This is a genomic window from Pseudomonas typographi (assembly GCF_014694385.1).
Taxonomy (GTDB): domain Bacteria; phylum Pseudomonadota; class Gammaproteobacteria; order Pseudomonadales; family Pseudomonadaceae; genus Aquipseudomonas; species Aquipseudomonas typographi.
The window spans coordinates 45,904-66,110 of sequence record NZ_JAAOCA010000027.1; the positions used below are offsets into that span (position 1 = coordinate 45,904).

At 62.1% G+C, this 20,207-nt stretch carries 20 protein-coding genes; 8 read left to right on the top strand and 12 right to left on the bottom strand.

Features of this window, described 5'->3' with window-relative positions; genetic code table 11:
- Positions 1-143: 143 nt before the first annotated feature.
- Entirely contained in the window at positions 144-1,088 is a 945-nt protein-coding gene (locus HAQ05_RS19990; protein WP_190423758.1) for a DUF6515 family protein, read from the top strand.
- Here the strand turns inward: HAQ05_RS19990 and HAQ05_RS19995 are convergent.
- The 5 genes from HAQ05_RS19995 to HAQ05_RS20015 all read right to left on the bottom strand — a co-directional run bounded on the left by HAQ05_RS19995 (position 1,085) and on the right by HAQ05_RS20015 (position 4,671).
- Positions 1,085-1,861 (bottom strand): hypothetical protein, encoded by a 777-nt coding sequence (locus HAQ05_RS19995; protein WP_190423760.1) that lies wholly within the window; start codon positions 1,859-1,861, stop codon positions 1,085-1,087. The two genes, HAQ05_RS19990 and HAQ05_RS19995, sit on opposite strands and share 4 nt — an antisense overlap.
- Positions 1,862-2,111: 250 nt before the next feature.
- Positions 2,112-3,002, bottom strand: coding sequence for a cation diffusion facilitator family transporter (locus HAQ05_RS20000; RefSeq protein ID WP_194719630.1), 891 nt, complete (start codon positions 3,000-3,002; stop codon positions 2,112-2,114).
- Positions 3,002-3,421, bottom strand: coding sequence for a polyribonucleotide nucleotidyltransferase (locus tag HAQ05_RS20005; RefSeq protein ID WP_190423763.1), 420 nt, complete (start codon positions 3,419-3,421; stop codon positions 3,002-3,004). The genes HAQ05_RS20000 and HAQ05_RS20005 overlap by 1 nt, the downstream gene beginning before the upstream one ends.
- A gap of 159 nt (positions 3,422-3,580) precedes the next feature.
- On the bottom strand, positions 3,581-4,273 hold the full coding sequence (locus HAQ05_RS20010) for an RES family NAD+ phosphorylase (RefSeq protein WP_190423765.1): 693 nt from the start codon (positions 4,271-4,273) through the stop codon (positions 3,581-3,583).
- A complete protein-coding gene (locus HAQ05_RS20015) occupies positions 4,267-4,671 on the bottom strand; it encodes an antitoxin Xre-like helix-turn-helix domain-containing protein (protein WP_190423767.1) in 405 nt (134 codons plus the stop codon). Before HAQ05_RS20015 ends, HAQ05_RS20010 begins: the two co-directional genes overlap by 7 nt.
- Positions 4,672-4,817: 146 nt before the next feature.
- Between HAQ05_RS20015 and hrpB the strand changes: the two genes are divergently transcribed.
- Positions 4,818-7,340 (top strand): ATP-dependent helicase HrpB, encoded by a 2,523-nt coding sequence (hrpB, locus tag HAQ05_RS20020; protein WP_190423769.1) that lies wholly within the window; start codon positions 4,818-4,820, stop codon positions 7,338-7,340.
- A 141-nt stretch (positions 7,341-7,481) separates the two neighbouring features.
- Here the strand turns inward: hrpB and HAQ05_RS20025 are convergent, their stop codons facing one another.
- From HAQ05_RS20025 to HAQ05_RS20035, 4 genes are all read right to left on the bottom strand, one after another.
- Positions 7,482-9,701: a TonB-dependent siderophore receptor gene (locus tag HAQ05_RS20025; RefSeq protein WP_190423771.1), complete on the bottom strand. Its 2,220-nt coding sequence runs from the start codon at positions 9,699-9,701 to the stop codon at positions 7,482-7,484.
- A gap of 413 nt (positions 9,702-10,114) precedes the next feature.
- Positions 10,115-10,246, bottom strand: a complete 132-nt coding sequence (locus tag HAQ05_RS29095; RefSeq protein WP_274601985.1) for a hypothetical protein — start codon at positions 10,244-10,246, stop codon at positions 10,115-10,117.
- A gap of 33 nt (positions 10,247-10,279) precedes the next feature.
- The gene (locus HAQ05_RS20030; protein ID WP_190423773.1) at positions 10,280-11,368 is read right to left on the bottom strand and encodes an endonuclease/exonuclease/phosphatase family protein; all 1,089 of its coding nucleotides are present in this window, start codon (positions 11,366-11,368) and stop codon (positions 10,280-10,282) included.
- A 35-nt stretch (positions 11,369-11,403) separates the two neighbouring features.
- The gene (locus HAQ05_RS20035) at positions 11,404-12,072 is read right to left on the bottom strand and encodes a YciC family protein (RefSeq protein WP_190423775.1); all 669 of its coding nucleotides are present in this window, start codon (positions 12,070-12,072) and stop codon (positions 11,404-11,406) included.
- Positions 12,073-12,238: 166 nt separating this feature from the next.
- Here HAQ05_RS20035 and HAQ05_RS20040 point away from each other — a divergent pair, with 166 nt between their 5' ends.
- Both HAQ05_RS20040 and HAQ05_RS20045 read left to right on the top strand, forming a co-directional pair.
- The gene (locus HAQ05_RS20040) at positions 12,239-12,931 is read left to right on the top strand and encodes a DUF2076 domain-containing protein (protein WP_190423777.1); all 693 of its coding nucleotides are present in this window, start codon (positions 12,239-12,241) and stop codon (positions 12,929-12,931) included.
- Between the two features lie 107 nt (positions 12,932-13,038).
- Positions 13,039-13,518: an NYN domain-containing protein gene (locus HAQ05_RS20045; RefSeq protein ID WP_190423779.1), complete on the top strand. Its 480-nt coding sequence runs from the start codon at positions 13,039-13,041 to the stop codon at positions 13,516-13,518.
- A gap of 18 nt (positions 13,519-13,536) precedes the next feature.
- Here HAQ05_RS20045 and HAQ05_RS28420 read toward each other — a convergent pair whose 3' ends face one another.
- Together HAQ05_RS28420 and HAQ05_RS20055 are read right to left on the bottom strand one after the other, a co-directional pair.
- Positions 13,537-13,725 carry a type II toxin-antitoxin system YoeB family toxin gene (locus HAQ05_RS28420; protein ID WP_190423843.1) on the bottom strand — a complete coding sequence of 63 codons (189 nt, stop codon included), beginning with the start codon at positions 13,723-13,725 and terminating at the stop codon, positions 13,537-13,539.
- On the bottom strand, positions 13,700-14,620 hold the full coding sequence (locus HAQ05_RS20055) for a LysR family transcriptional regulator (protein ID WP_190423781.1): 921 nt from the start codon (positions 14,618-14,620) through the stop codon (positions 13,700-13,702). Before HAQ05_RS20055 ends, HAQ05_RS28420 begins: the two co-directional genes overlap by 26 nt.
- A 108-nt stretch (positions 14,621-14,728) precedes the next feature.
- Here HAQ05_RS20055 and HAQ05_RS20060 point away from each other — a divergent pair, with 108 nt between their 5' ends.
- From HAQ05_RS20060 to HAQ05_RS20070, 4 genes are all read left to right on the top strand, one after another.
- Positions 14,729-15,913 (top strand): MFS transporter, encoded by a 1,185-nt coding sequence (locus HAQ05_RS20060; protein WP_190423783.1) that lies wholly within the window; start codon positions 14,729-14,731, stop codon positions 15,911-15,913.
- Positions 15,914-16,079: 166 nt separating this feature from the next.
- On the top strand, positions 16,080-17,201 hold the full coding sequence (locus HAQ05_RS20065; RefSeq protein WP_190423785.1) for an alkene reductase: 1,122 nt from the start codon (positions 16,080-16,082) through the stop codon (positions 17,199-17,201).
- A 133-nt stretch (positions 17,202-17,334) separates the two neighbouring features.
- Positions 17,335-17,460, top strand: a complete 126-nt coding sequence (locus HAQ05_RS29100; RefSeq protein WP_274603317.1) for a hypothetical protein — start codon at positions 17,335-17,337, stop codon at positions 17,458-17,460.
- A 55-nt stretch (positions 17,461-17,515) separates the two neighbouring features.
- Positions 17,516-18,841 carry an RNA helicase RhlE1 gene (locus HAQ05_RS20070; protein ID WP_190423787.1) on the top strand — a complete coding sequence of 442 codons (1,326 nt, stop codon included), beginning with the start codon at positions 17,516-17,518 and terminating at the stop codon, positions 18,839-18,841.
- 31 nt (positions 18,842-18,872) lie between these two features.
- On the opposite strand, the gene HAQ05_RS20075 is transcribed toward HAQ05_RS20070, so the two are convergent.
- A complete protein-coding gene (locus tag HAQ05_RS20075) occupies positions 18,873-20,114 on the bottom strand; it encodes a TIGR03862 family flavoprotein (protein WP_190423789.1) in 1,242 nt (413 codons plus the stop codon).
- Positions 20,115-20,207 lie beyond the last annotated feature (93 nt).

Sequence of the window (20,207 nt, forward strand, 5' to 3'; positions counted from 1 at the left end):
GGGGGCGCCAACCGAACGGCCATTGTTAATCCTAAACTGCCCGCGACCGCCGCCCTACTGGCTTGATACAGTAGGGCAGCGAACCGCGCCGCGGTTTGCCAGTCTGATGGTCTAGGCGGTTTCGTCCGAGGAGTTACGCAAGCGTGAGCATTTGGCCCGGGGTTGCGGTAGGGGTGTTTTGCCTGAGTATTGGGGTGCATGCGTTGGCCGACGAAAAAGGGCCGCCCGGTATGTTCCAGGGTAACCAAGGGCCGCAAGGGCGTTTCCAGCAAAGTGCCCCGGCACAACAAGGCAGCCCCTCGCACCCTGCCCAAGGTAATGCTGGCCGCCCACAGGGTGGGCAGCAAAACATTAACCGCGCTCAGCCAGGCCAAGCCGCCCCTCACGGCAACCCGTTACAACCCCATCCGGACAGCGTTCAACAAACCCAGCCGCCCATCAGGGGCGATTATCGCGACCTGCAGCCGCAAAACCGCCAGTGGCAGGCCGGCGGTGCCGGCCAGCGCGGTGGCGACGCCCGGGGACCGCGCGGTAACGGCTGGGGCCCTGGGCCGCAGTACCGGCCGGGCCAAATGGTTGATCGTTTCCCTGGGCAAAACTGGCGGGTGCCCTACAGAGGGCAGGATTTCTTCTTCTCTGGCGGTTATTGGTACCGGCCCCAGGCGGGGCGGTATGTGGTCGTCACCCCACCCTATGGGATCCGCACCCATTACCTGCCCGATTATGCCACCCGCATGTGGATCGGCGGTGCGGTGTTCTTCCTTGCCGCGGGCACCTATTACCAATGGGTGGACGACGAACAACAATACGTGGTGGTCAACCCGCCCCAAGGCGTACCGGCCACTGAGCCTGTTCAGGTACAGCCGGTGCAGCAGGCCGCCGCCGGCTATGACGTGGCGATTTACCCCGCCAATGGCCAAAGCCCGGCGCAGTTGGAGCGGGACCGTTACGAATGCCAGCAGTGGGCGAGCCAGCAGAGTGGCTTCGACCCGCGCACGGCCACCTATGCACCGGCCGATGCGGTGGTGTACACCTATCGGCAAAATTTGGTGAACTGCTTGGTCAGCCGGGGCTATGGGGTTAACTAAACGTTGCGACGCCTCTGCTTCAAGGTGAAGCACTGGTCGAAGTGTTCCAGCAAAATGTCACCCACCACGGTTGAAGGGCTCATGGCTTCGCCGCGGGTGCCATATCGCGCCTCAAAGGCAGCACCATAAGCTGCTAGCAAATCGCAACGCACCTCGCCCTCGTTGTCGCTGAACCGGTTGGCGGAGAGACGATAAAGGGTGATAGGGCTGACAAACTCCACCCCTGAGGTTTCTTCCTGCGTAGCTTGAGGCCGCTTGGCCCTTCGGTCCAATGCGGGGGGCAGGCCATCAGCGATGGTGTCGTAGTCGCTAATACGGTGGGTGTTGCGGGCGGCTACCAGCGGATACAGTTTTGTATCTTTGAACACGCCCTCTTTCAACCGCTGCTTCAGCAACTGCGCCCTTGCAACCCTTGGGCTTTTTTCAAGCAACTCATCCAGGATTTCGAAGGCGGCGTGCTCACGCTTCAACTCGGTCACGTCCATTTGCGAAACCTCGGCGAGGTAACGGGCGTGTAATACTAAATCGCCAGTGATGAGTTGGGACGAATAGTCTTCAAGCGCTTTACGAATAGCGTCGAGCGCCGCATGGCGATCGAGCAAGCGCTTATGGGCGGGGCTGGGCATCTGGCCGGTAAACGTTTGCGGTGCGAAGTGTGCCTTGAGCAAGTCCTTAGCGAGCTTTAAATCCTCGTCGTTATCGCTCGTTATATTGACTGTCAGGTCCGGGCAGCTCCCACAACGTTGGGCAGGGGCAAGCGATAGACCATGCATTGATTGCGTTCCTCTTAGGCGGTTGGGTGATGCATGGGCCTACGATAGCGGTCGGCATGCACCTAAACGTTGCCCGGCATCAATGATGCCTTGGCCGGTTATGAACCAAGAAGTATCGAAAGGTTTCTGGTGGGAGTGTTTCAGATGCTCGCGCGAGCGTTGAGCTGTGAATGTTGTTGTCAGGCAAGGCGGCCTGGTGGCAAAAGGCACCGCCAAACCGGTGCAGCCAATGTCTGAAACACCACGCCCCTTAAGCCCCGACCACCTCGCGTGGGTCGGCATGCACCAGCACCTCGGCCTTAGGGAACTCACCGATGATGGCGGTTTCCACCCGGTCGCACAGTGCATGGGCCGCCGACAGGCTCAATTCGCCGGGCAGCTCCAGGTGCAATTGCACGAACCAGTGGTTACCCGACACGCGGGTGCGCAGGTCATGGGCACCCAGCACGCCGTCTATGTTGCACGCCAGGGCAAGCATCTGCTCGCTCACGTCGGCGGGCAGTTCTTTGTCCATGAGGATTTCGATACTTTCCCTGGCGATGTGCACGGCGCTCCAAAGGATGTACAGCGAAATCCCCAAGCCGAACAGCGCGTCCAGTTGTGGCCAGCCGAAGGCTGAGAGCAGCAAGGCCACCAAGATGCTGCCGTTGAGCATCAGGTCGGAGCGGTAATGCAGTGAGTCGGCGCGCACCGCGGTAGAGCCGGTTTCGCGGATTACCTTGTGCTGTAGGGTGAGCAGTGCGACCGTGAGCACCAGCGACAACAGCATGACCGCGATGCCCAGCCCTGCATCGCTGATCGGCTCCGGTGTGCGCAGCCGCTCTGCAGCCTGCACCCCGATCATCACCGCGCTCAGGCCGATGAACAAGGCCTGGCCCACCCCGGCCAAGGCTTCGGCCTTACCGTGCCCGTAGCGGTGATCGTCGTCGGCCGGGCGCAGGGCGTAGTGAATGGCTAGCAGGTTCAGGAACGAGGCGGCGCCGTCTAGCACCGAGTCGGTGAGCCCGGCCAGCAGGCTTACCGAACCGCTCAGGTACCAGGCGACCCCTTTGGCCACGATCAGAATGCTGGCCACGCTCAACGAGGCACATGTGGCCAAGCGCAGCAAGCGGGCGTGGCGGTCGCTGGCGATGGTAGGCATCAGGCCGCCGGCACCAGGCCATAGGCCGCCAGTTGTTCGGGGCTGCCGCGATGTTCGATCAGGCGCGGGTCGTCCAGTGGCAGGTGGCGCCCCAGTTGCTGTTGCAAGATTGCTTGCAGCCGCGCGCGGTTTACCGTGCCGTCTGGCTGCACGGCGGGGCGTAGCGTCGCGGGGTCGACTTGGGCATGGGTACCGCCCGGGAGGTAGATGGCGCCGGTGGCGATGTCTACGCCGAAGGCGATCACGCCAGGGATGATATAAAAAAGTAGGCCGATGGCATCGAGCACGGCGATCACCGGGTCGACCCGGCCCTCGATCTGGCCGCGGCGTTCAGGCCAGAACAACGTGCCGCACCCGGCCAATTGGGCGAGCAAGGCCGCCACCAGGGTACCGCCAACCACACGATAGGGCATGCGCATGAAAAACTCCTAAGAGGTGAAGCGCCACGATACAGGCTAAGGGATGTTGCTGGAAACTCGGACCACAACCGGTGTGGCGAGGTTCGCGGTTATACGCGCAAGCCCACCAGGCGCCAACCCGAAATCGTTTCCGCCGGATGCTGTTTAGCGGCGCGGGCGCTACGCGGTGCTCACGCGGTTAACGCTACTGATGTGCCCGTTCCAGATCATCTCGTAGTGTGCGCGTTGGATAATGGCGGTGACGTGCCGGGGCGTCATCAGCGCCCAGCACAGGCTTCCGGGCGCCCGTACGGAACGGTACCGTAGGCCCGCACACCCCTCACGCTTGGCCACAGCGCCCAACTGCTGCGCAGCGGTGTAGTCATCAGCCGCATAAATAGGTGCCGACAGCGGCAGCGTGGCGGCGTCCCGGGTGCCAGCATCGGTGAAGCTGCAAGCCAAGCCGCGGAAGGTGAACCGCTCGTAGCTCAGGCCAGCCACGTTCGACCAATAGCGATCCTGGTGGTAGCGCACTTCCGCGAGCGCGGTGTCCGGCGTATCGGCCAGGTAGAGCACGCCGAAGCTGCCATTGCTGAAGCGCGAGCCGGCTGGGTTCACATGGGTGAAGGGCGCCACGGCGTAGGCGCAGCCGGCAATGCCGAACGGTATCTCGCCCAGGGGCACCCGTTCGAGCCGGCCTACCTGGTTTTGTAGCCTGGGGTTGGTCAGCGCCTGGATCTGGTACAGCGCCTCGAACTCGGCGGCGTCGGCCACATCGTCGAACAGGTCGATGGGCGGGAATTTAGAGTTGACCAGCCGATAAGCCTGCAATGCCTCGCCTGCCCCTTCGGGCAGGTTCGCTAGCGTTACCATTGGGCGCCCCGCAGCGCGTCGATTCGGCGAAACGTTTCGTACAGCGAAATGAAGTCCCCTTGCGCCATGATGTCGAGCGGCTTACGCCCGTTGAAAAAATCGTTGTGGTTCGCCATCGATGGGAAACCGTACACGTTGTCTGGGTTGTCGAACACCGTGCGCAGCGCGGCATGGATGTTCAGCACGAAGCTGACGCGTTGCATCTGATCCATGTCCAGGCCGACCGACCATTCGCCATCGCTTTGCTTGGCCCGCGTGTAGGTGCTGCGGGAAATGCGCAAGATGCGGCAGGCCTGCTCGCTGGAGGTTTTCCACTTGTCGAGAGTGCGCAATGCGGCGCGCAGGCCCGTCACGCACTGGCCCTTGGTGAACGCTTCGGTCGGGAGAACTGGCGGCATAGTGTGATCTCGCGATTTTTCTGTAGATTCAAATATAGGCATTATGCGTCTATAGATGCAATCTGGGCTAGGCATCATTGCCCGCATAGCACGCGGCAACACGGCCATTCACCGTTATACTGCTCGGCCATTCCCAGGGGGCTACCATGAGTGCTTTGCCAATCGACGCCGCCTTGCCGGCCCTGCTCCAAGCGTTGAGCGATCGCCATGAGGTCGTTCTGCAGGCGCCGCCTGGGGCGGGTAAAACCACTCGCGTACCCTTGGCACTCTTGCGCCAGCCGTGGCTGCAGGGGCAGGCGATTATCATGCTCGAACCGCGCCGCTTGGCTGCGCGGGCGGCTGCACAGCGGTTAGCCAGCGAGTTGGGAGAGCAGGTCGGGGAAACTGTCGGATACCGGATTCGCTTGGAAAGCCGTGTAGGCCCACGTACCCGGATCGAGGTGGTCACCGAAGGGGTCCTGGCCCGTAGGCTTCAGGAAGACCCCTCGTTGGACGGCGTTGGCCTGGTTATTTTCGATGAGTTCCACCTGCGAAACCTGGAGGCAGACCTTGCCCTGGCGCTCACGCTCAATGGCCGGGGGCTGTTTCGAGAGGATCAGCCGCTGAAGGTGCTGTTGATGTCCGCCACCCTGGAAGGTGAGCGCCTGTCTCGGCTGCTCGATGATGCGCCCATCGTCACCAGTGAGGGGCGAATGTATCCCGTGGCCACGATCTGGGGCAGGCCCCAGCAACCCGGCGAGTTCATCGAGCCGCGGGTGGTAACGGCCTGCCTGGACGCCTTGGCCGAGCAAACGGGCAGCATCCTGATCTTTTTGCCCGGCCAGGCCGAGATTCGACGTGTTTCTCAAGGCCTTCAGGGCAGCCTCGGCGACAATCAGGATATTTTGCTCTGCCCATTGCATGGTGAGCTGGATCTGGGTGCTCAGCAAGCTGCCATCGAACCCGCGCCGCCCGGAAAGCGAAAAGTCGTGTTGGCCACCAACATCGCGGAAACCAGTGTCACCATCGACGGCGTGCGTGTAGTCATCGACGCCGGCCTGGAGCGGGTGCCCCGGTTCGACCCGCGCAGCGGCATGACCAGGCTCGACACCCAGCGCATCTCCAAGGCGAGCGCCACGCAGCGTGCGGGCCGCGCAGGGCGGCTGGAGCCGGGTGTGTGCTATCGGTTGTGGTCTGAAGCCCAGCATGAGCAATTGGCCGGCTTCAGTGCGCCGGAGGTTCAACAGGCGGACCTCGCGGGGTTGGCGCTGCAACTCGCGCGCTGGGGCGTACCGCCGGCCCAACTGAAATGGCTCGACATGCCACCGGCGGCTGCCTTCTCGCAGGCGTGCGATTTGCTGCATCGGCTGGGGGCCCTTCAACAGGGTGGGCAGCTAACCCAGCACGGCCAGGCCATGGCAGCGTTGCCTGCGCATCCTCGCATCGCTCACCTGCTGCTGCGCGGCCATGCGTTGGGCCTGGCCAGCCTGGCCTGCGATATGGCGGCCTTGCTGGGCGAGCGGGATATCCAGCGCGGGCTGGGTGCCGACGTGCACAGCCGATTAGCGATCCTGGCTGCACAGCCGCCTGCGCAGCGAAGCGAGCAAGGCGGGGTGCAACGGGCTCGCAAGCTTGCCAAGCAATACCGGTCCATGCTGCGCGGCCCGGTGACCGAGGCTGTCACGGACCCTCATCATGCGAGGTGGGTCGGGTGCCTGCTGGCCCTGGCGTATCCGGACCGGATTGCCCAGCAGCGCCGTGCCAACGGTGCCGAGTACCGCTTGGCCAATGGCCGGGCGGCGTTGTTCACCGAGCCCGACGCCTTGGTGAAATACCCCTGGCTGGTGGTCGCCGATTTGGGTAGCCGCCAAGGGCAGCGTGAAGAGCGCATTTACCTCGCCGCGGAGCTAGACCCCGGCTTGTTCGAGACGGCCCTGCACGATCAACTCAGCCAGGTGGACGCGCTGGATTGGGACGAACGTGAGGGTGTGCTGCGGGCAGAGCGCCAGACCAAGGTGGGTGAGTTGATACTCGAAACCGCACCACTGCCTCACATCGATGAACAAATGCGTGGCCAAGCGTTGGTCAACTATGTTCGGCGCAAAGGCTTGGCGCTGTTGCCGTGGTCGCCAGCGTTGCGCCAATGGCAGGCACGTGTTGCCTTGCTGCGCAGCCTCGACCTGGACACCCATACGACCAGCGAATGGCCGGACCTCAGTGATGCGACGCTGACCGCGACACTGGAGGCATGGCTGGCGCCTTACTTGGGCAAGGTGACTCGGCTAAGCCATTTCGCCCAGCTCGACCTTGCCTCAATACTGCGAAACCTGCTGCCTTGGCCATTGCCCCAGCAACTGGAGGCCCTGGCGCCACAGTCGCTTCAGGTGCCTAGCGGGTCGAGTATCCGTATCGACTACAGCGAAGTCCCACCCATCCTCGCGGTGCGCCTTCAGGAGCTGTTTGGCCTTGGCGATACCCCGCGCATTGCCAACGGCAGGCAGGTGCTCAAGCTGCATCTGCTGTCGCCGGCACGTCGCCCGGTTCAGGTCACCCAGGACCTGGCGAACTTCTGGCGTACCACCTATGCCGATGTGAAAAAAGACCTCAAAGGCCAGTACCCCAAGCACTACTGGCCGGATGACCCGCTGCTCGCAGAAGCGACCGCCAAGGCCAAGCCCAGAGGGACCTGACGTGCAGGCCCAGCAGAGCGTTTTCAACACACAACGACCACGCACCGGTAAGCCTTGGGCTCCGATGCGCTCCCTGGCTCGGCGCCTCCGGTCTGGGTTGCCCATTGAGCATTATTGGCGCCAATGCTTATAGACCAGGTATTACCACCGGAAAGCCACAGTGCCCAACAGGGTGCGCTGTTCACCCCAGTAGCAACGGCCGGCGTTGTTGCAACCCGACACATACTCCTTGTCGAACAGGTTCTTCGCGTTCACATCAACCGACCAATGCTTGTTGATGTCGTAGCCGACCAACGCGTCCACCAGGGTCACATCGCCGGTTTTCAACTTGCCGTACAACGTCGCCGGCGTGTAGGCAAAGGTGTTATCGAAGTAGCGAATACCGCCCCCTACCCGGAACCCGCTGAGGGCGCCTTCGAGGAAGCGATAGGTCGCCCAGGCCGAGGCCATGTTGCGCGGCACGCCGGTCAACTGGTGATCCTTGTACAGTGAACCGGCGGTGTCTTTGGTTACCCGGGCGTCGGTGTAGGTGTACGAGGCCGCCAGGCTTAGGTTTTTGGTCACGTCGCTGTTGACCTCAAGCTCCACACCCTTGGACTCGCTCTTGCCCACCTGGCGGCTGAAGCCGCTGCTGTCCGACACCACGTCGTCCTTTTTGGTCAAGTCGAACGCCGCCGCCGTGAACGTGGTATTCCAGCCTTTGGGTTCGAACTTCAGGCCCGCTTCGTATTGGCTGCTGAGGATAGGGTTGAACAGTGCGCCAGTTGGGTCCGACGATTGCTGCGACGGCGTGAATGCCGTCGAGTAGCTGACGTAGGGCGACAGCCCGTTAGTGAACTGATACATCAGGCCGGTCTGCCAGCTGAATCTATGATCCCAGCCGTCCAGGTCAGTACCCGCCACCGCCGCGCTGCCGGTGTGGGCTGCGCTGGCACGGTTGCGGTAGGTGCTGTTGACATAGTCCTGGCGGCCACCCAGCAGGAAAATCCATTGGTCGTACTTGCTCTGCAACTGCGAATAGACGCCATACATTTGCTGACTGAGCTGGGAGTTCTGCACATACTGCGTCGTGGCCGGTTGCACCGCCGAATACGCCGGGTTGAACACGTCGATGGTGCCGCCACGGCCGGCCAGCCAGTCCTGGTTGAAGGAGGTGCGGTCGTAACTGGCGCCGACCAAGACGGTGTTGTCCAGCGCACCCGTGCTGAAGTGGCCCTCCAGTTGGTTGTCTAGCGAATAGGCAAGGGATTTGTTCTGGCGGTCGTAGGCGGTGTTGGTCAGCGTGCTGCCATAGCCTGCCTCATCGAGGTTGCCCGGCCAGCTTTCCTGGCGGTCCAGGCGCGATTCCATGTACCGCGAGTTCTGTCGGAATTGCCAGTTATCGTCCAGTTGGCGGCTGAACTCGTAACCCAGCGTCCAGGTTTCGCGCTTGAAGTCGTCCCAGTTCGGGTTGCCGGTGAAGGCGTCCTTTTTGATCTTGCCATTGACGTTGTCGAGCAAGGTGCCGGCAGCCGGGTAGCCGAGTTCCAACTTCGTGCGGTCGCGCTGATAGGTCGACAGCAACGTCAGCGCGGTATTCTCGTCAAGATTAAAGGTGATCGAGGGCGCTACATAGATACGGTCATCCGGCACGCTCTTGACCTGGGTATCCGACTCTCGCCCCAGCAACACCACACGGCCGAGAATCCGATTATCATCGGTCAGCGGGCCGGACACGTCGAGCGCGACTTGTTTACGGTTATCGTTGCCGTACGACAGCCGCGCTTCACCCTGGGCAGTGGTGGTGGGGCGCTTGCTGACCAGGTTAACCAGGCCGCCGGGGGCGTTCTCACCATACAGAATCGAGCTGGGGCCGCGGAACACCTCGGTGCGCTCCAGGCCATAGGGTTCGGTGGTGGTGTCATAGCGGTTGCCTTGCAGGCGCAGCCCATCCTTGAGCAAGCCATAGCCGTAGTCGGTGGCATTGTAGCCACGGATATAGAACAGGTCGCCAGCCAGCCCATCGCCTACCGCGAACGGTGGCGCAAAAATACCGGGGACGTAGCCGAGAATATCGGTAAGGGTCTGCGACGCCTGATCCTGCATCCGCTGGCGTGTAACGACCGATACCGAACGCGGCGTTTCCGACAGCGGTGTGCTGGTCTTGGTGGCAGCGGTGCTGTTCTGGGCTTGATAGCCAACGCTTTGCTGCCCTACCAGCGCCTCATCGGAAACGACGGTGCTTGGCAGTTCAAGGGTGGTGCCCTTGTTGGGCTCGGTGGGCGCATCCTCAGCCCGTGCAGCACTGTGGCACACGATTGTGGCAACCATGGCTGCCAAGGTTTTCATCCTGAATTGGTTGTTATTATGGTTGCTGGCCATCTGCAACGCCCCTCCTTTGAATTCAAACGGGCCGCAAGCCCCAAGCTAACGATAAATGTTACAAAAAGCGCGCAAATGTAGCAGAGAATCATTATCTCTATCATTCATAGTTTTGAATATGGACTAAAAGTATTTGTTTTCCTGGCGACGCAATCGATGTGAATCCCTGCAACGATGTTGGCGGAAGGTCGCGCAGGCAGCCGCGCTTTCGGTCGGCCAGCGCACGGTGGCGGCGCCGCGTGAGTGTGGTGTTTCGTGGCAGATGATAGGCGGGGAGTACCCGCGGAGGCGGCCCGCCTCAGTTCTGCAGCGCAGGCTGGTGAAGCGATGCACAGGGGCAGCCTATGCCGGTGAAGCTTGGAGGTCGGCGCCCGCCCAGGACCTGCAGGCTTGAACGGGCGCCTAGCTGCGAATCACTCGTGGTGTTCTGCACCCACGAACGTCAGCGAAGTGAAATAGCCTCGCGTGTCGATGGCCTTGTCGCCCGATGCCGGGACGGATACATATGCGGCGATCGCGTTCAGCCCTTCGTTGCGCACGGTCACCTGGGCGTTACCGTTTTTGTCGGTGGTAGCGGCCTACCGCTTGGCGTCTGTTTTCGGCAACGTGATACTTATCAACAACGGCAAATGGTCGGAAATCCCTAACGTGTCTTCTTGGCGCACCCGTGCATCGAGCTGGGCCAACTGCGGGCTATGGAAAAAATAGTCCAAGGTCCGATCCGGGCCATTGCCGTGGCTGCCGTTGGCGAAATAGGTCAGCCATTGCCCCCGTTGCAAACCGCCGGCCTGGGCATTGCTGGGCACCATTGGGTAGCGCTCCCAAAGCAGGTGCAGGTCGCTGTCGGGCGCGTAATATGGCTGTAGTGACGGTTCCAGGCGGCGATACTGGCCCAGCGGCAGGGCATTGAAATCGCCGCCCAGCAGCCAGGGTGTGCCCTGGCTTTCGAGCCGGTCGAGGCGCCCGCGCAGGGCGACCAACTGGCTGCGCTGGGTATCGCTGCCGGCGTGGTAGCGCCCCAATTGCGTGTTGAGTACCGCAAACAGGCTGCCATCGGCCACGTTCAGGTAGCTTGACAGCAGTGCAGGCCGGGGGGCGAACAGTTGTGTCAGGGCGTTGCCCGGTAGCGGCAGTTGTAGCCGCTCAGCCCGTTCGATGCGGTAGCGGCTGAACGTGGCGACGGTTCTGCCCACGCTGCCCAACAGGTGCCAGCGTGGCACGAAGGCGGCCTTGAACTCGTAGGCCTGGGCACTGCAGGAGTAGAGGTCGGCCAAACGTTCGCGCAGCAGCGCGAGTTGGTCTTGGTAATAACTGGCGCGGGCTTGGTTGTCGACTTCTTGTAGCAGCAGCACGTCGGGGTTTTCTTCGCGCACTACGCGGGCCACTTCGTCCAGGCCGTGGGCAAGGTCGGCCGGGGTCGGGCGCTCGTCGGCTGCGCGGGCGCCCGGGCGTTCGTACCAGAACACATAGCGTTTGCCGGCCAGGTACTGCACGTTCCAGGTCATCACCTTCAGCCCTTGGCCCGGCACCAGGGAGGCGGGGTTGCCCTGGCAGAACGGAGCCACGGCCAAGTGCTTGGGTGGGTGCCAACTGATGCGATACACCCCCACACCCACGATCACGGCGGCCAGCACAGCCAGTAGCAGGGCAGTACGCAAACGTCGCATCCAAGGCTCCGGAGCGTGACGGGGGCAGGGCCCCGTCAGGGGTTTGGCCGCAAGGTTGGGTCGCTGACCAACATGAACAGGCGAAACAGCACCACGGTGGTGAACAGTTGCAAAAAGCTGTTCAGGCTGTCGATCAGCAGTGACAGCAACAGGTTGCCGTCGGCGGGGTACACCTCGCTACTGGCCCAGTCGATTATCCACAGTGGCACCAGCACCAGCAGGATGCACACCAGGATCTGCCAAAACCAGCCGCGGCTGAGTTCAAAGCTTTGCTTGATCGCCGCCAGCGGCGGCAAACCCCGCAGCACTAACAGGTATTCGGCGAACACCAGCTTGGTCATTACCCACAGGCCCGGCAGCACGAACAGCGACATGCCCAGCATGATGAACAACGTGCTGATCGCCGCCAGCAGGGCGAATTTTGGCCACAGCCGCAACGCCATACCCCATAGGTGGCCGGGGCGAGGGGCGTCACCATTGCTGCGGGCGTCCAGGTAATAGATGAGCGCGCCGGTGTACAGCGGATAGAACAGCAGGCCCACCAGGATGTCGAACACAGGTGAACCGGATGGGCCTGTGCTGCGCGCTACCAGTTGTTCGGCCAGGGCTTCGAGCACCACCAGCGGCAGGCACAATTGCGCGATGGCGAGCAAATGGCGGCGAAAGAAGTACAGGGCGTCTTGCAGGATGGTCAACGGATTCATCGGGCGGCTATCGGTTGGCAAAGCAGGGCCACACTGTAGCCGATACGGGGCCTTTGGATAAATTAACTTTCATCCACCCAGCCAATTGAAAGCCGTGGGCCAGGCCCCCATCATTTTACGACTTGGCCATTGCGGCCAGGCATTTTTGGCAACGTATGAGGTGGCCATGAACAGTGAAGAGCAAACCTTGATCGATGGCTTGTTTGCCCGCCTGAAAAAAGCCGAAGCCGAGGGTGGCCCGCGCGATGCCCCGGCCGAGCAGCGGATTAGGGAGCACCTGGCCGGGCAGCCGGCGGCGCCCTACTACATGGCCCAGGCGATTCTGGTACAGGAAGCCGCCCTCAAGCGCCTGGATGAACAAAAACGCCAGTTGCAAGCCGACCTCGACGATGCCCGCGCCCGTGCCCAGGCGCCGGCCCAAGCTGGCGGCGGTTTTCTCTCGAACCTGTTTGGCGGCGGTAACCGTGATACAACCCCAGCGCCGCGTAGCAATGCCGGGGGCTGGCGCGAACCCAACAGCAGTTGGGGCCAGCCTTCGCCACCGGTACAGCAGGGTTATGCGGCGCAGCCGCAGGCCTTATCGGGTGGGGGTGGGTTCATGCGTGGGGCGTTGCAAACCGCGGCCGGCGTGGCGGGTGGGGTGATGCTCGCCGAGGGCATCAGCAGCTTGTTCCACCACGGCAATGCCCCGCAGGATATCGTCGAGGTGATCCGCGAAGAGCCAATGGCGGCCGAGCCGCTGGCCGACCAAAGCGGCACCGCGGAGTGGAACAACGATGACCGTGGCGGTTTTGCCAACACCGATTGGGGCAGCGACGGCGCCGACGGTGGCTTTTTCGACGATGATGACTACGTGTAAGCCTGTTGGTGTGATTCACACTCCTCGAACTGGCATACTTCAGCTTCCAGCCGCACAGCGCCACCCTCTGGCGGCGCTTTCGTTTTCGGCAAGCGTGGGGGCCAAGTGTGAAGAAAATCGCAGTGTTCGCCGATGTGCAGAACCTCTACTACACCGTGCGCCAGGCCTACGGTTGCCACTTCAATTATTCGGCTTTTTGGGCAGGCATCGCCCGCGAAGGTGAGATCGTCGAAGCGTATGCCTATGCGATCGACCGTGGCGACGCGCGCCAGCAGCAGTTCCAGCAGATTCTGCGCAACCTGGGGTTCACCGTGAAGCTCAAGCCCTACATCCAGCGCGCCGACGGCTCGGCCAAGGGCGACTGGGACGTGGGTATCACCATCGACATCCTCGATGCGGCGCCACGGGTCGATGAAGTGGTGCTAGCCTCCGGCGATGGCGACTTCGACCTGCTGCTACAGCGCATCATTGAGCGCGACGGGGTGCAGGCGGTGGCCTATGGCGTACCGGGCCTGACCGCCGGCGCGTTGATCCGCTCGGCTAGCCGTTACGTACCTATCGAAGGGGCTTTGCTGTTGCGCAATTGATGGCACGGCGCCGCATGCTTAGCCGTAGTGGTATCGGCGGGCGATGAGGGTCAGTACGCCCTGTTCGAGCCAGTAGATAAGCTGGTGCGCCTTGTTGATGCGGCGGGAAGCATAGCCAGGTAAGTCGCCCTTCAGCCGTTCGGGCCCGCCGGTGCCGGTGAGCCTCGTGGGTCGGCATCTGTCAGCGCCGCCCTGTTGGAGTAAGATTGGCCCCTAGGTACTCGATCAAAGCACTCACTTTTGGCAACGCTTCGCGGCTCTTTAGCCATACCAGATTCATGGGCAGGCCCTCGGTGGCAAGGTGTGGAAGAACCTCCACCAGTCGTCCACTCTTTAAATGCGCCTGAACCAACCACGTTGGCAGTTGGGCGATGCCAAGCCCCGCCAATACTGCCATGACTTCTCCTTCTCCGTCCCCAACTGCAATGTGGGGGTGCATGATCCTACGCTCCCTATCACCCTGCTGGCGGCCTTTGAAATACCAGGGGATAGCCATTCCATCGTTCTGTCCATAGCCCACACAGAGGTGCCCATCCAGATCCGACTCGGAGTGGGGCTGCCCGTATTGGCCCAGATAGTCGGGCGAGGCGCAGAAAATGAGTTTCTGCGTGCCAAAAAACTGGTGCCCCATAGAGGTCGGCCAAGCGTCCGGGCCGCCGATCCTCACAACAATGTCGATACCCTCGTGTACCGGATCGACATAACGATCCGAAAACGACACATGGGGTGAAAGTCGTGGATGCTGTTTTACAAACTCGATAATCAGCGGCAACACGTGCAGCCGTCCATAAGAGGCAGGTAAATCGATCCTTACTTTGCCTTGGGGCTCAGTCTGCTCCGAAGTCAGCGCGATCTCGACTTCCTCCAGATCAGATAACACTGCTGTACATGTACGGTAGAATATTTGACCCGCCTCGGTAAGGCTGAGGCGCCTTGTGGTTCGCTGAAACAGGCGGATGCCGAGCCTCCCTTCAAGTCTCGCCACACTTTTACTGACGGCAGAGTTGGTCAGGTTGAGGCGTTCGGCCGCCGCTGTAAAACTGCCCACATCGGCAACGATAACGAAAACATCAATGCCCTTGAGGCGTTCAGACGAAAACATTGCTGCTCCAATTGATGAATTCAGTTCCCTTCACTCGGTACAAACAAGCCAAAATAAAACACCCCTTCTCCAATACACTATGTCAAAACCTGATTGGAGTTAAGCGTTATGCAGTCCCCCTCGGTGGCCAGTGCCCCCGGCGAAACATCACGGTCGGCGCTTCAGATCCTGATCATGGCGGTCGCAGCCTTTATCATCGTGACTACCGAGTTCCTGATCGTCGGCCTACTACCGTCTCTTTCCCGAGAATTGAACATCTCCATAGCCTTGGCTGGCCAAGTGGTTACTCTCTTCGCCTTCACGGTGATGTTGTTCGGGCCTGTACTCACAGCCAAGCTGGCGCACGTTGAACGCAAGAAATTATTCACCCTGATTCTAATGGTGTTTGCCGCCTCCAACGTTTTGGCTGCCGTCTCCACCAACATTTGGGTGCTGGCCCTGGCTCGCTTTATCCCGGCCCTAGCGCTGCCGGTATTTTGGGGCACCGCCAGCGAGACTGCCGGGCAACTCGCAGGGCCTGGCCAGTCGGGGAAGGCGGTCGGTAGAATTTACCTGGGCATCACCGCCGCACTGGTGTTTGGTGTGCCGCTAGGCACCCTGGCGGCTGAGTCCGTGGGCTGGCGTGGAAGCTTCTGGATCTTGGCAGCGATCGCCCTGTTCATCGGTGTGCTGATGCATCTGGTGATGCCGGAGCTGCCAGTCTCCGGCAGCTCGCACCCCGACCATAAGCAGACGATGATCTTGCGCCAACCGCGCTTTGTGGCTCATTTGCTGTTGTCGATCCTGACTTTCACCGCATTGTTCACGGCTTACACCTATCTGGCCGACATTCTGGAGCGGCTGGGTGGCATTCCTGCTGGCCAAGTGGGCTGGTGGCTAATGGGCTTCGGCGCGATCGGCATGGTCGGTAACCACCTGGGCGGCAGCATGGTAGACCGCAAACCACTGGCTGCCATGGTGGTATTCCTGGTGCTGGCCGGTGCCGGCATGCTCGCGGCGGTACCGCTGGCGCCTCAGCACATCTGGCTGATGGTCGCGCTGGTGGCCTGGGGTATCGGCTATACGGCTTTGTTCGTGGTATGCCAAGTTAGGGTCATGCAGGCTGGAGCGCAGGCTCAGGCGCTAGCCGCGACCCTGAACATTTCGGCGGCCAACGCTGGCATTGGCCTGGGCGCGATAGTTGGCGGAATCGGCATCGGCCACTACGGGCTGAACTCCATCGGCATTATCGCCACCCTCATCGCCGCGCTCGCCGTCATCATCGCGCTGCTGATGATGATGCGTCGCCAGTAAAGTGGGCCGGCACATTTCATAAACCCACATCATTAACAAGGTATCCGGGTCGCAGCGCACTACCGCGCGAGCTTCAAGCCTTCGCCTTCGACCCTGCACACCGAACCTAGTGTGATTGTTGCGGTAAACCTCGGCTGCTTGATTCCTATCCACAGGAGGAACCCTCTTGGCGCTATTCGGCGAGTTCAAACTCGGTAACACGCCCCTGAGCAATCGTATCGTTATGGCACCGATGACACGCTCTCGGGCACCCGATGACATTGCGACCGAGCAGGTCGCACTGCATTACACCCAGCGGGCCACGGCTGGCCTGATCGTCTCGGAAGGCACGCCCATCTCCCGCGAAGGCCAAGGCTATCTGTTCAACCCCGGGATTTACACGCCGGAGCAGATCGAGGGCTGGAAGCTTGTAACTGACTCTGTGCATAGCGCCGGCGGCAAAATGTTCGCCCAGCTGTGGCACGTGGGGCGGGTGTCCCACACCTCTATTCAGATTGATGGAAAAGCCCCCGTCAGTGCTACCTGCAAACCAGCCCAAGGGGCAGTCGCATTTGGCTACACCGAGAACGGTGAGCCTGGTTTTGTGCCTACCTCCGTCCCTCGCCCGTTGACCACTGAGGAAGTTGCGCGAGTTGTTGAAGACTTTGCCCAGGCCGCACAAAATGCAATGGATGCCGGGTTCGACGGTGTAGAAATTCACGGCGCCAACGGCTACTTGCTCGAACAATTCTTGAACCCCTTGGTAAACGACCGCACCGACCGTTATGGCGCCGCCGACCTGCAAGATCGGTTACGCTTTGTGTTTGACGTTGTCGACGCTGCCTGCGCAAGAATCGGTGCCGACCGCGTTGGCATTCGTATCTCACCGTATGGGCAACTGTTTGACATGCCCATCTACCCAGAGATCGACGAAACCTATTCGGCACTGTGCGCAGGCATGCACAGACGCGGAATCGCTTATGTGCATGTCATGGATCAGAGCCATTTCTTCATGGCCGGCGAAAGCTCGGCGGCGCAGGAGCAGGCATTGCGCGAACTGCTCAAGCAGTGCAAGGCTGAATTGGGCGAGACCGCACTTATCCTCGCTGGCGATATGACCCGCGAGCGCGCCCAGGGTTTGCTGGATGCGAATTTGACCGATTTGGCCGCCTTTGGGCAGCCTTTCATTGCCAACCCTGATCTCGTGGCCAGGCTGAAAAACGGCTGGTCACTGGCGGTGCCCGATCGAGATACCTATTACGGTGGAGGCGCCCAAGGCTATATCGATTACGGGCCATACGCCGGGTAGCGATAAAAAGCGGTGCGTTGCGGATGGCCCCATGCTGAGCAAGCCGCGATGATGCAGCAGTGCCGCCTTGCTTAAGCCCGGTTTTGAGCCGTTAGAGTCAATCACACGGGTTGGAAAGCACCGAGGCGACCTGGTGGGGTCTTTCAGAAGTTGGCCGCACCATACCGACGGCGCCTTGCCCGGCAGCAACGTTCACGCAACGGGCGTGGCCGGTGGCGTGGTGGCGCTGATCGGCCTGGCGCAACGGCGTAGGGCATAACGGCCTTCAAAAAGGTACACTGCGCGCCTGCAACAACCCCTGACGGTAGCCATTTATGACGTTCGCCTCCCTTGGCCTGATCGACCCCTTGCTGCGCGCCTTGGACGCCTTGGGTTACACCGAACCTACCGCCGTGCAGCAGCAGGCCATCCCCGCCGTGCTCAGCGGCCGTGACCTGATGGCGGCCGCGCAAACCGGCACCGGCAAAACCGCAGGCTTCGCCTTGCCGCTGTTGCAGCGTCTGGCCATGGATGGGGCAAAGGTCGCCAGCAACTCGGTGCGCGCGTTGGTGCTGGTGCCCACGCGTGAACTAGCCGAGCAGGTACATGCCAACATCCGTGATTACGCGGTAAACCTGCCGGTGGGCACCTATGCGGTGTACGGCGGGGTAAGTATCAACCCGCAAATGATGCGCTTGCGCGGTGGTGTCGACCTGTTGGTGGCCACGCCGGGGCGCCTGCTCGACCTGCACCGCCAAAACGCGGTGAAATTCAACCAGGTCGAGGCGTTGGTGCTGGACGAAGCCGACCGTATGCTCGACCTGGGTTTTGCCGAAGAGCTACGCGCGCTCTACGCCAGTTTGCCCGAGCGCCGGCAAACGCTGTTGTTCTCTGCCACGTTCAGTGACGAGATTCGCCTGCTGGCCGGGCAGATGCTCGACCAGCCGCTGTCGGTACAAACCAGCCCGCGCAACGTGGCCGCCCCCACGGTGAAGCAGGCGGTGGTACCGGTTGATAAAAAGCGCAAGGCCGATTTATTCTGCCACCTGCTCAAAAGCCGCCGCTGGAAGCAGGTGTTGGTGTTCGCCAAAACCCGCAACGGCGTAGACCAACTGGTCGAGCGCCTGCAGGGCCAGGGCTATGCCGCCGATGGCATCCACGGCGACCGCCCGCAGGCCACCCGCCAGCGGGCGCTGGATCAATTCAAGGCCGGCGAAGTGTCGATCCTGGTGGCGACCGATGTGGCCGCCCGCGGGCTGGACATCGAAGACTTGCCACAGGTGGTAAACCTCGACCTGCCGATCGTAGCCGAGGATTACGTGCACCGCATCGGCCGCACCGGCCGGGCCGGCAATAGCGGCGAGGCGCTGTCGCTGGTGTGTGCCGACGAGGTGGAGTTGCTGGCCGCCATCGAGCGCCTGACCCGGCTAACCCTCAAGCGCATCGAAGAGCCGGGTTTCGAGCCCGAGCACCGCGTGCCGGACACCAACGCCAGCGGCGAAGTAATCAAAAAACCGAAAAAGCCGAAAAAAGCCAAGGTGGGCGGCGCCAAGGCCGGCCTGGGCCGCTGGATGGAAAACAACGACCCCCCCGAGCCTGCGCCCAAGGCGGTGCGCAAGGTGCCGGCGTTCAACACCGGCCCGCGCAAGCGCAAGCCCTGAGGCTTACTGGACCAAGCCCTGTGGTCGGCCGCTACGGTTGGCCAGGCTGCGCCAGGTAATCCAGCATCCCGCCGGCTGCCTGCCGGCCACTGGCAAGGCAGGCGGTAAGCAGATACCCGCCAGTGGGCGCTTCCCAATCGAGCATCTCACCGGCGCAGAACACCCCTGGCAACGCCTTGAGCATCAGGCCATCGGTCAGAGCGTCGCGGCGTACGCCGCCGGCGCTGCTGATGGCTTCGGCCAAGGGCCGTGTACGCACCAGCTGGCAGCGCAGGGCCTTGATCGCGTGGGCTAATTGCGCCGGGCTGTCGAAGCTGGTCTGGCTGGCCAGTTCCCGTAGCAGGGCCGCCTTGGCACCGTCGAGCTTGAGCTGGCCGTACAGGTGCTTGGCCATCGAGCGCGCGCCCCGTGGTTTTTCCAGCGCCGCCTGGATGTTGGCGAGGCTACGCTGGGGCAACAGGTCTATTTGCACCCAGGCATGGCCATGATGTTCGATGCGCTGGCGAACCGCGGCGGACAACGCATAGACCAAACTGCCTTCGAGCCCTGTCTCGGTGAGGATGGCTTCGCCGGGTTGCAGCGGCTGGCCTTCCACCGCCATGGCAATGGTCTTGAGCGGGCTACCGGCGAACTTCTCACGCAGCAAAGCGCTCCAGCCTTGCACTTCGAAACCGCAGTTGGCCGCGCGCAGCGGCGCCAATGCCACCCCGCGCTCGGCCAGTGCCCCTTGCCAGGCACCGTCCGAACCTAGCCGTGGCCAGCTGGCGCCGCCCAGGGCCAGCAGGGTGGCGTGGGCGGCCACGCGATGCTCGCCCTGCGCGCTGGCCATGCGCAGGTGCCCATGTTCGTCCCAGCCCTGCCAGTGATGCCGGGTGTGGATGGCTACCCCTTGCTCACGCAGGCGCTTGAGCCAGGCGCGCAGCAAGGGCGCGGCTTTCATGCCGGTGGGGAACACCCGCCCGGAGCTGCCCACGAAGGTGTCCAGGCCTAACCCGCGCACCCAGTGGCGCACACCCGTAGCGTTGAAACCTTGCAGCCATTGGTCCACCCAGGGCGCCTGCTCATAGTAGCGGCTGGCAAAGGCCGCGTAGGGTTCGGCATGGGTGATGTTCATGCCGCCGACACCGGCCAGCAAGAACTTACGCCCCACCGAGGGCATGGCGTCGTACACGGCCACGGCCACGCCCGCGGCGCTCAGTACTTCGGCGGCCATCAGCCCGGCGGGGCCTGCGCCGATAATCGCAACGGGAAGAGGGGCGGCACTGTAGGGCATGGCGGGCATCGTTGGGCAAAGCCCGGGATTCTACCCGAGCGTGGCGTGGCGGTCATTGGCTAAAAAACGTACAGAAGCGCCGCAGCCCTGTGG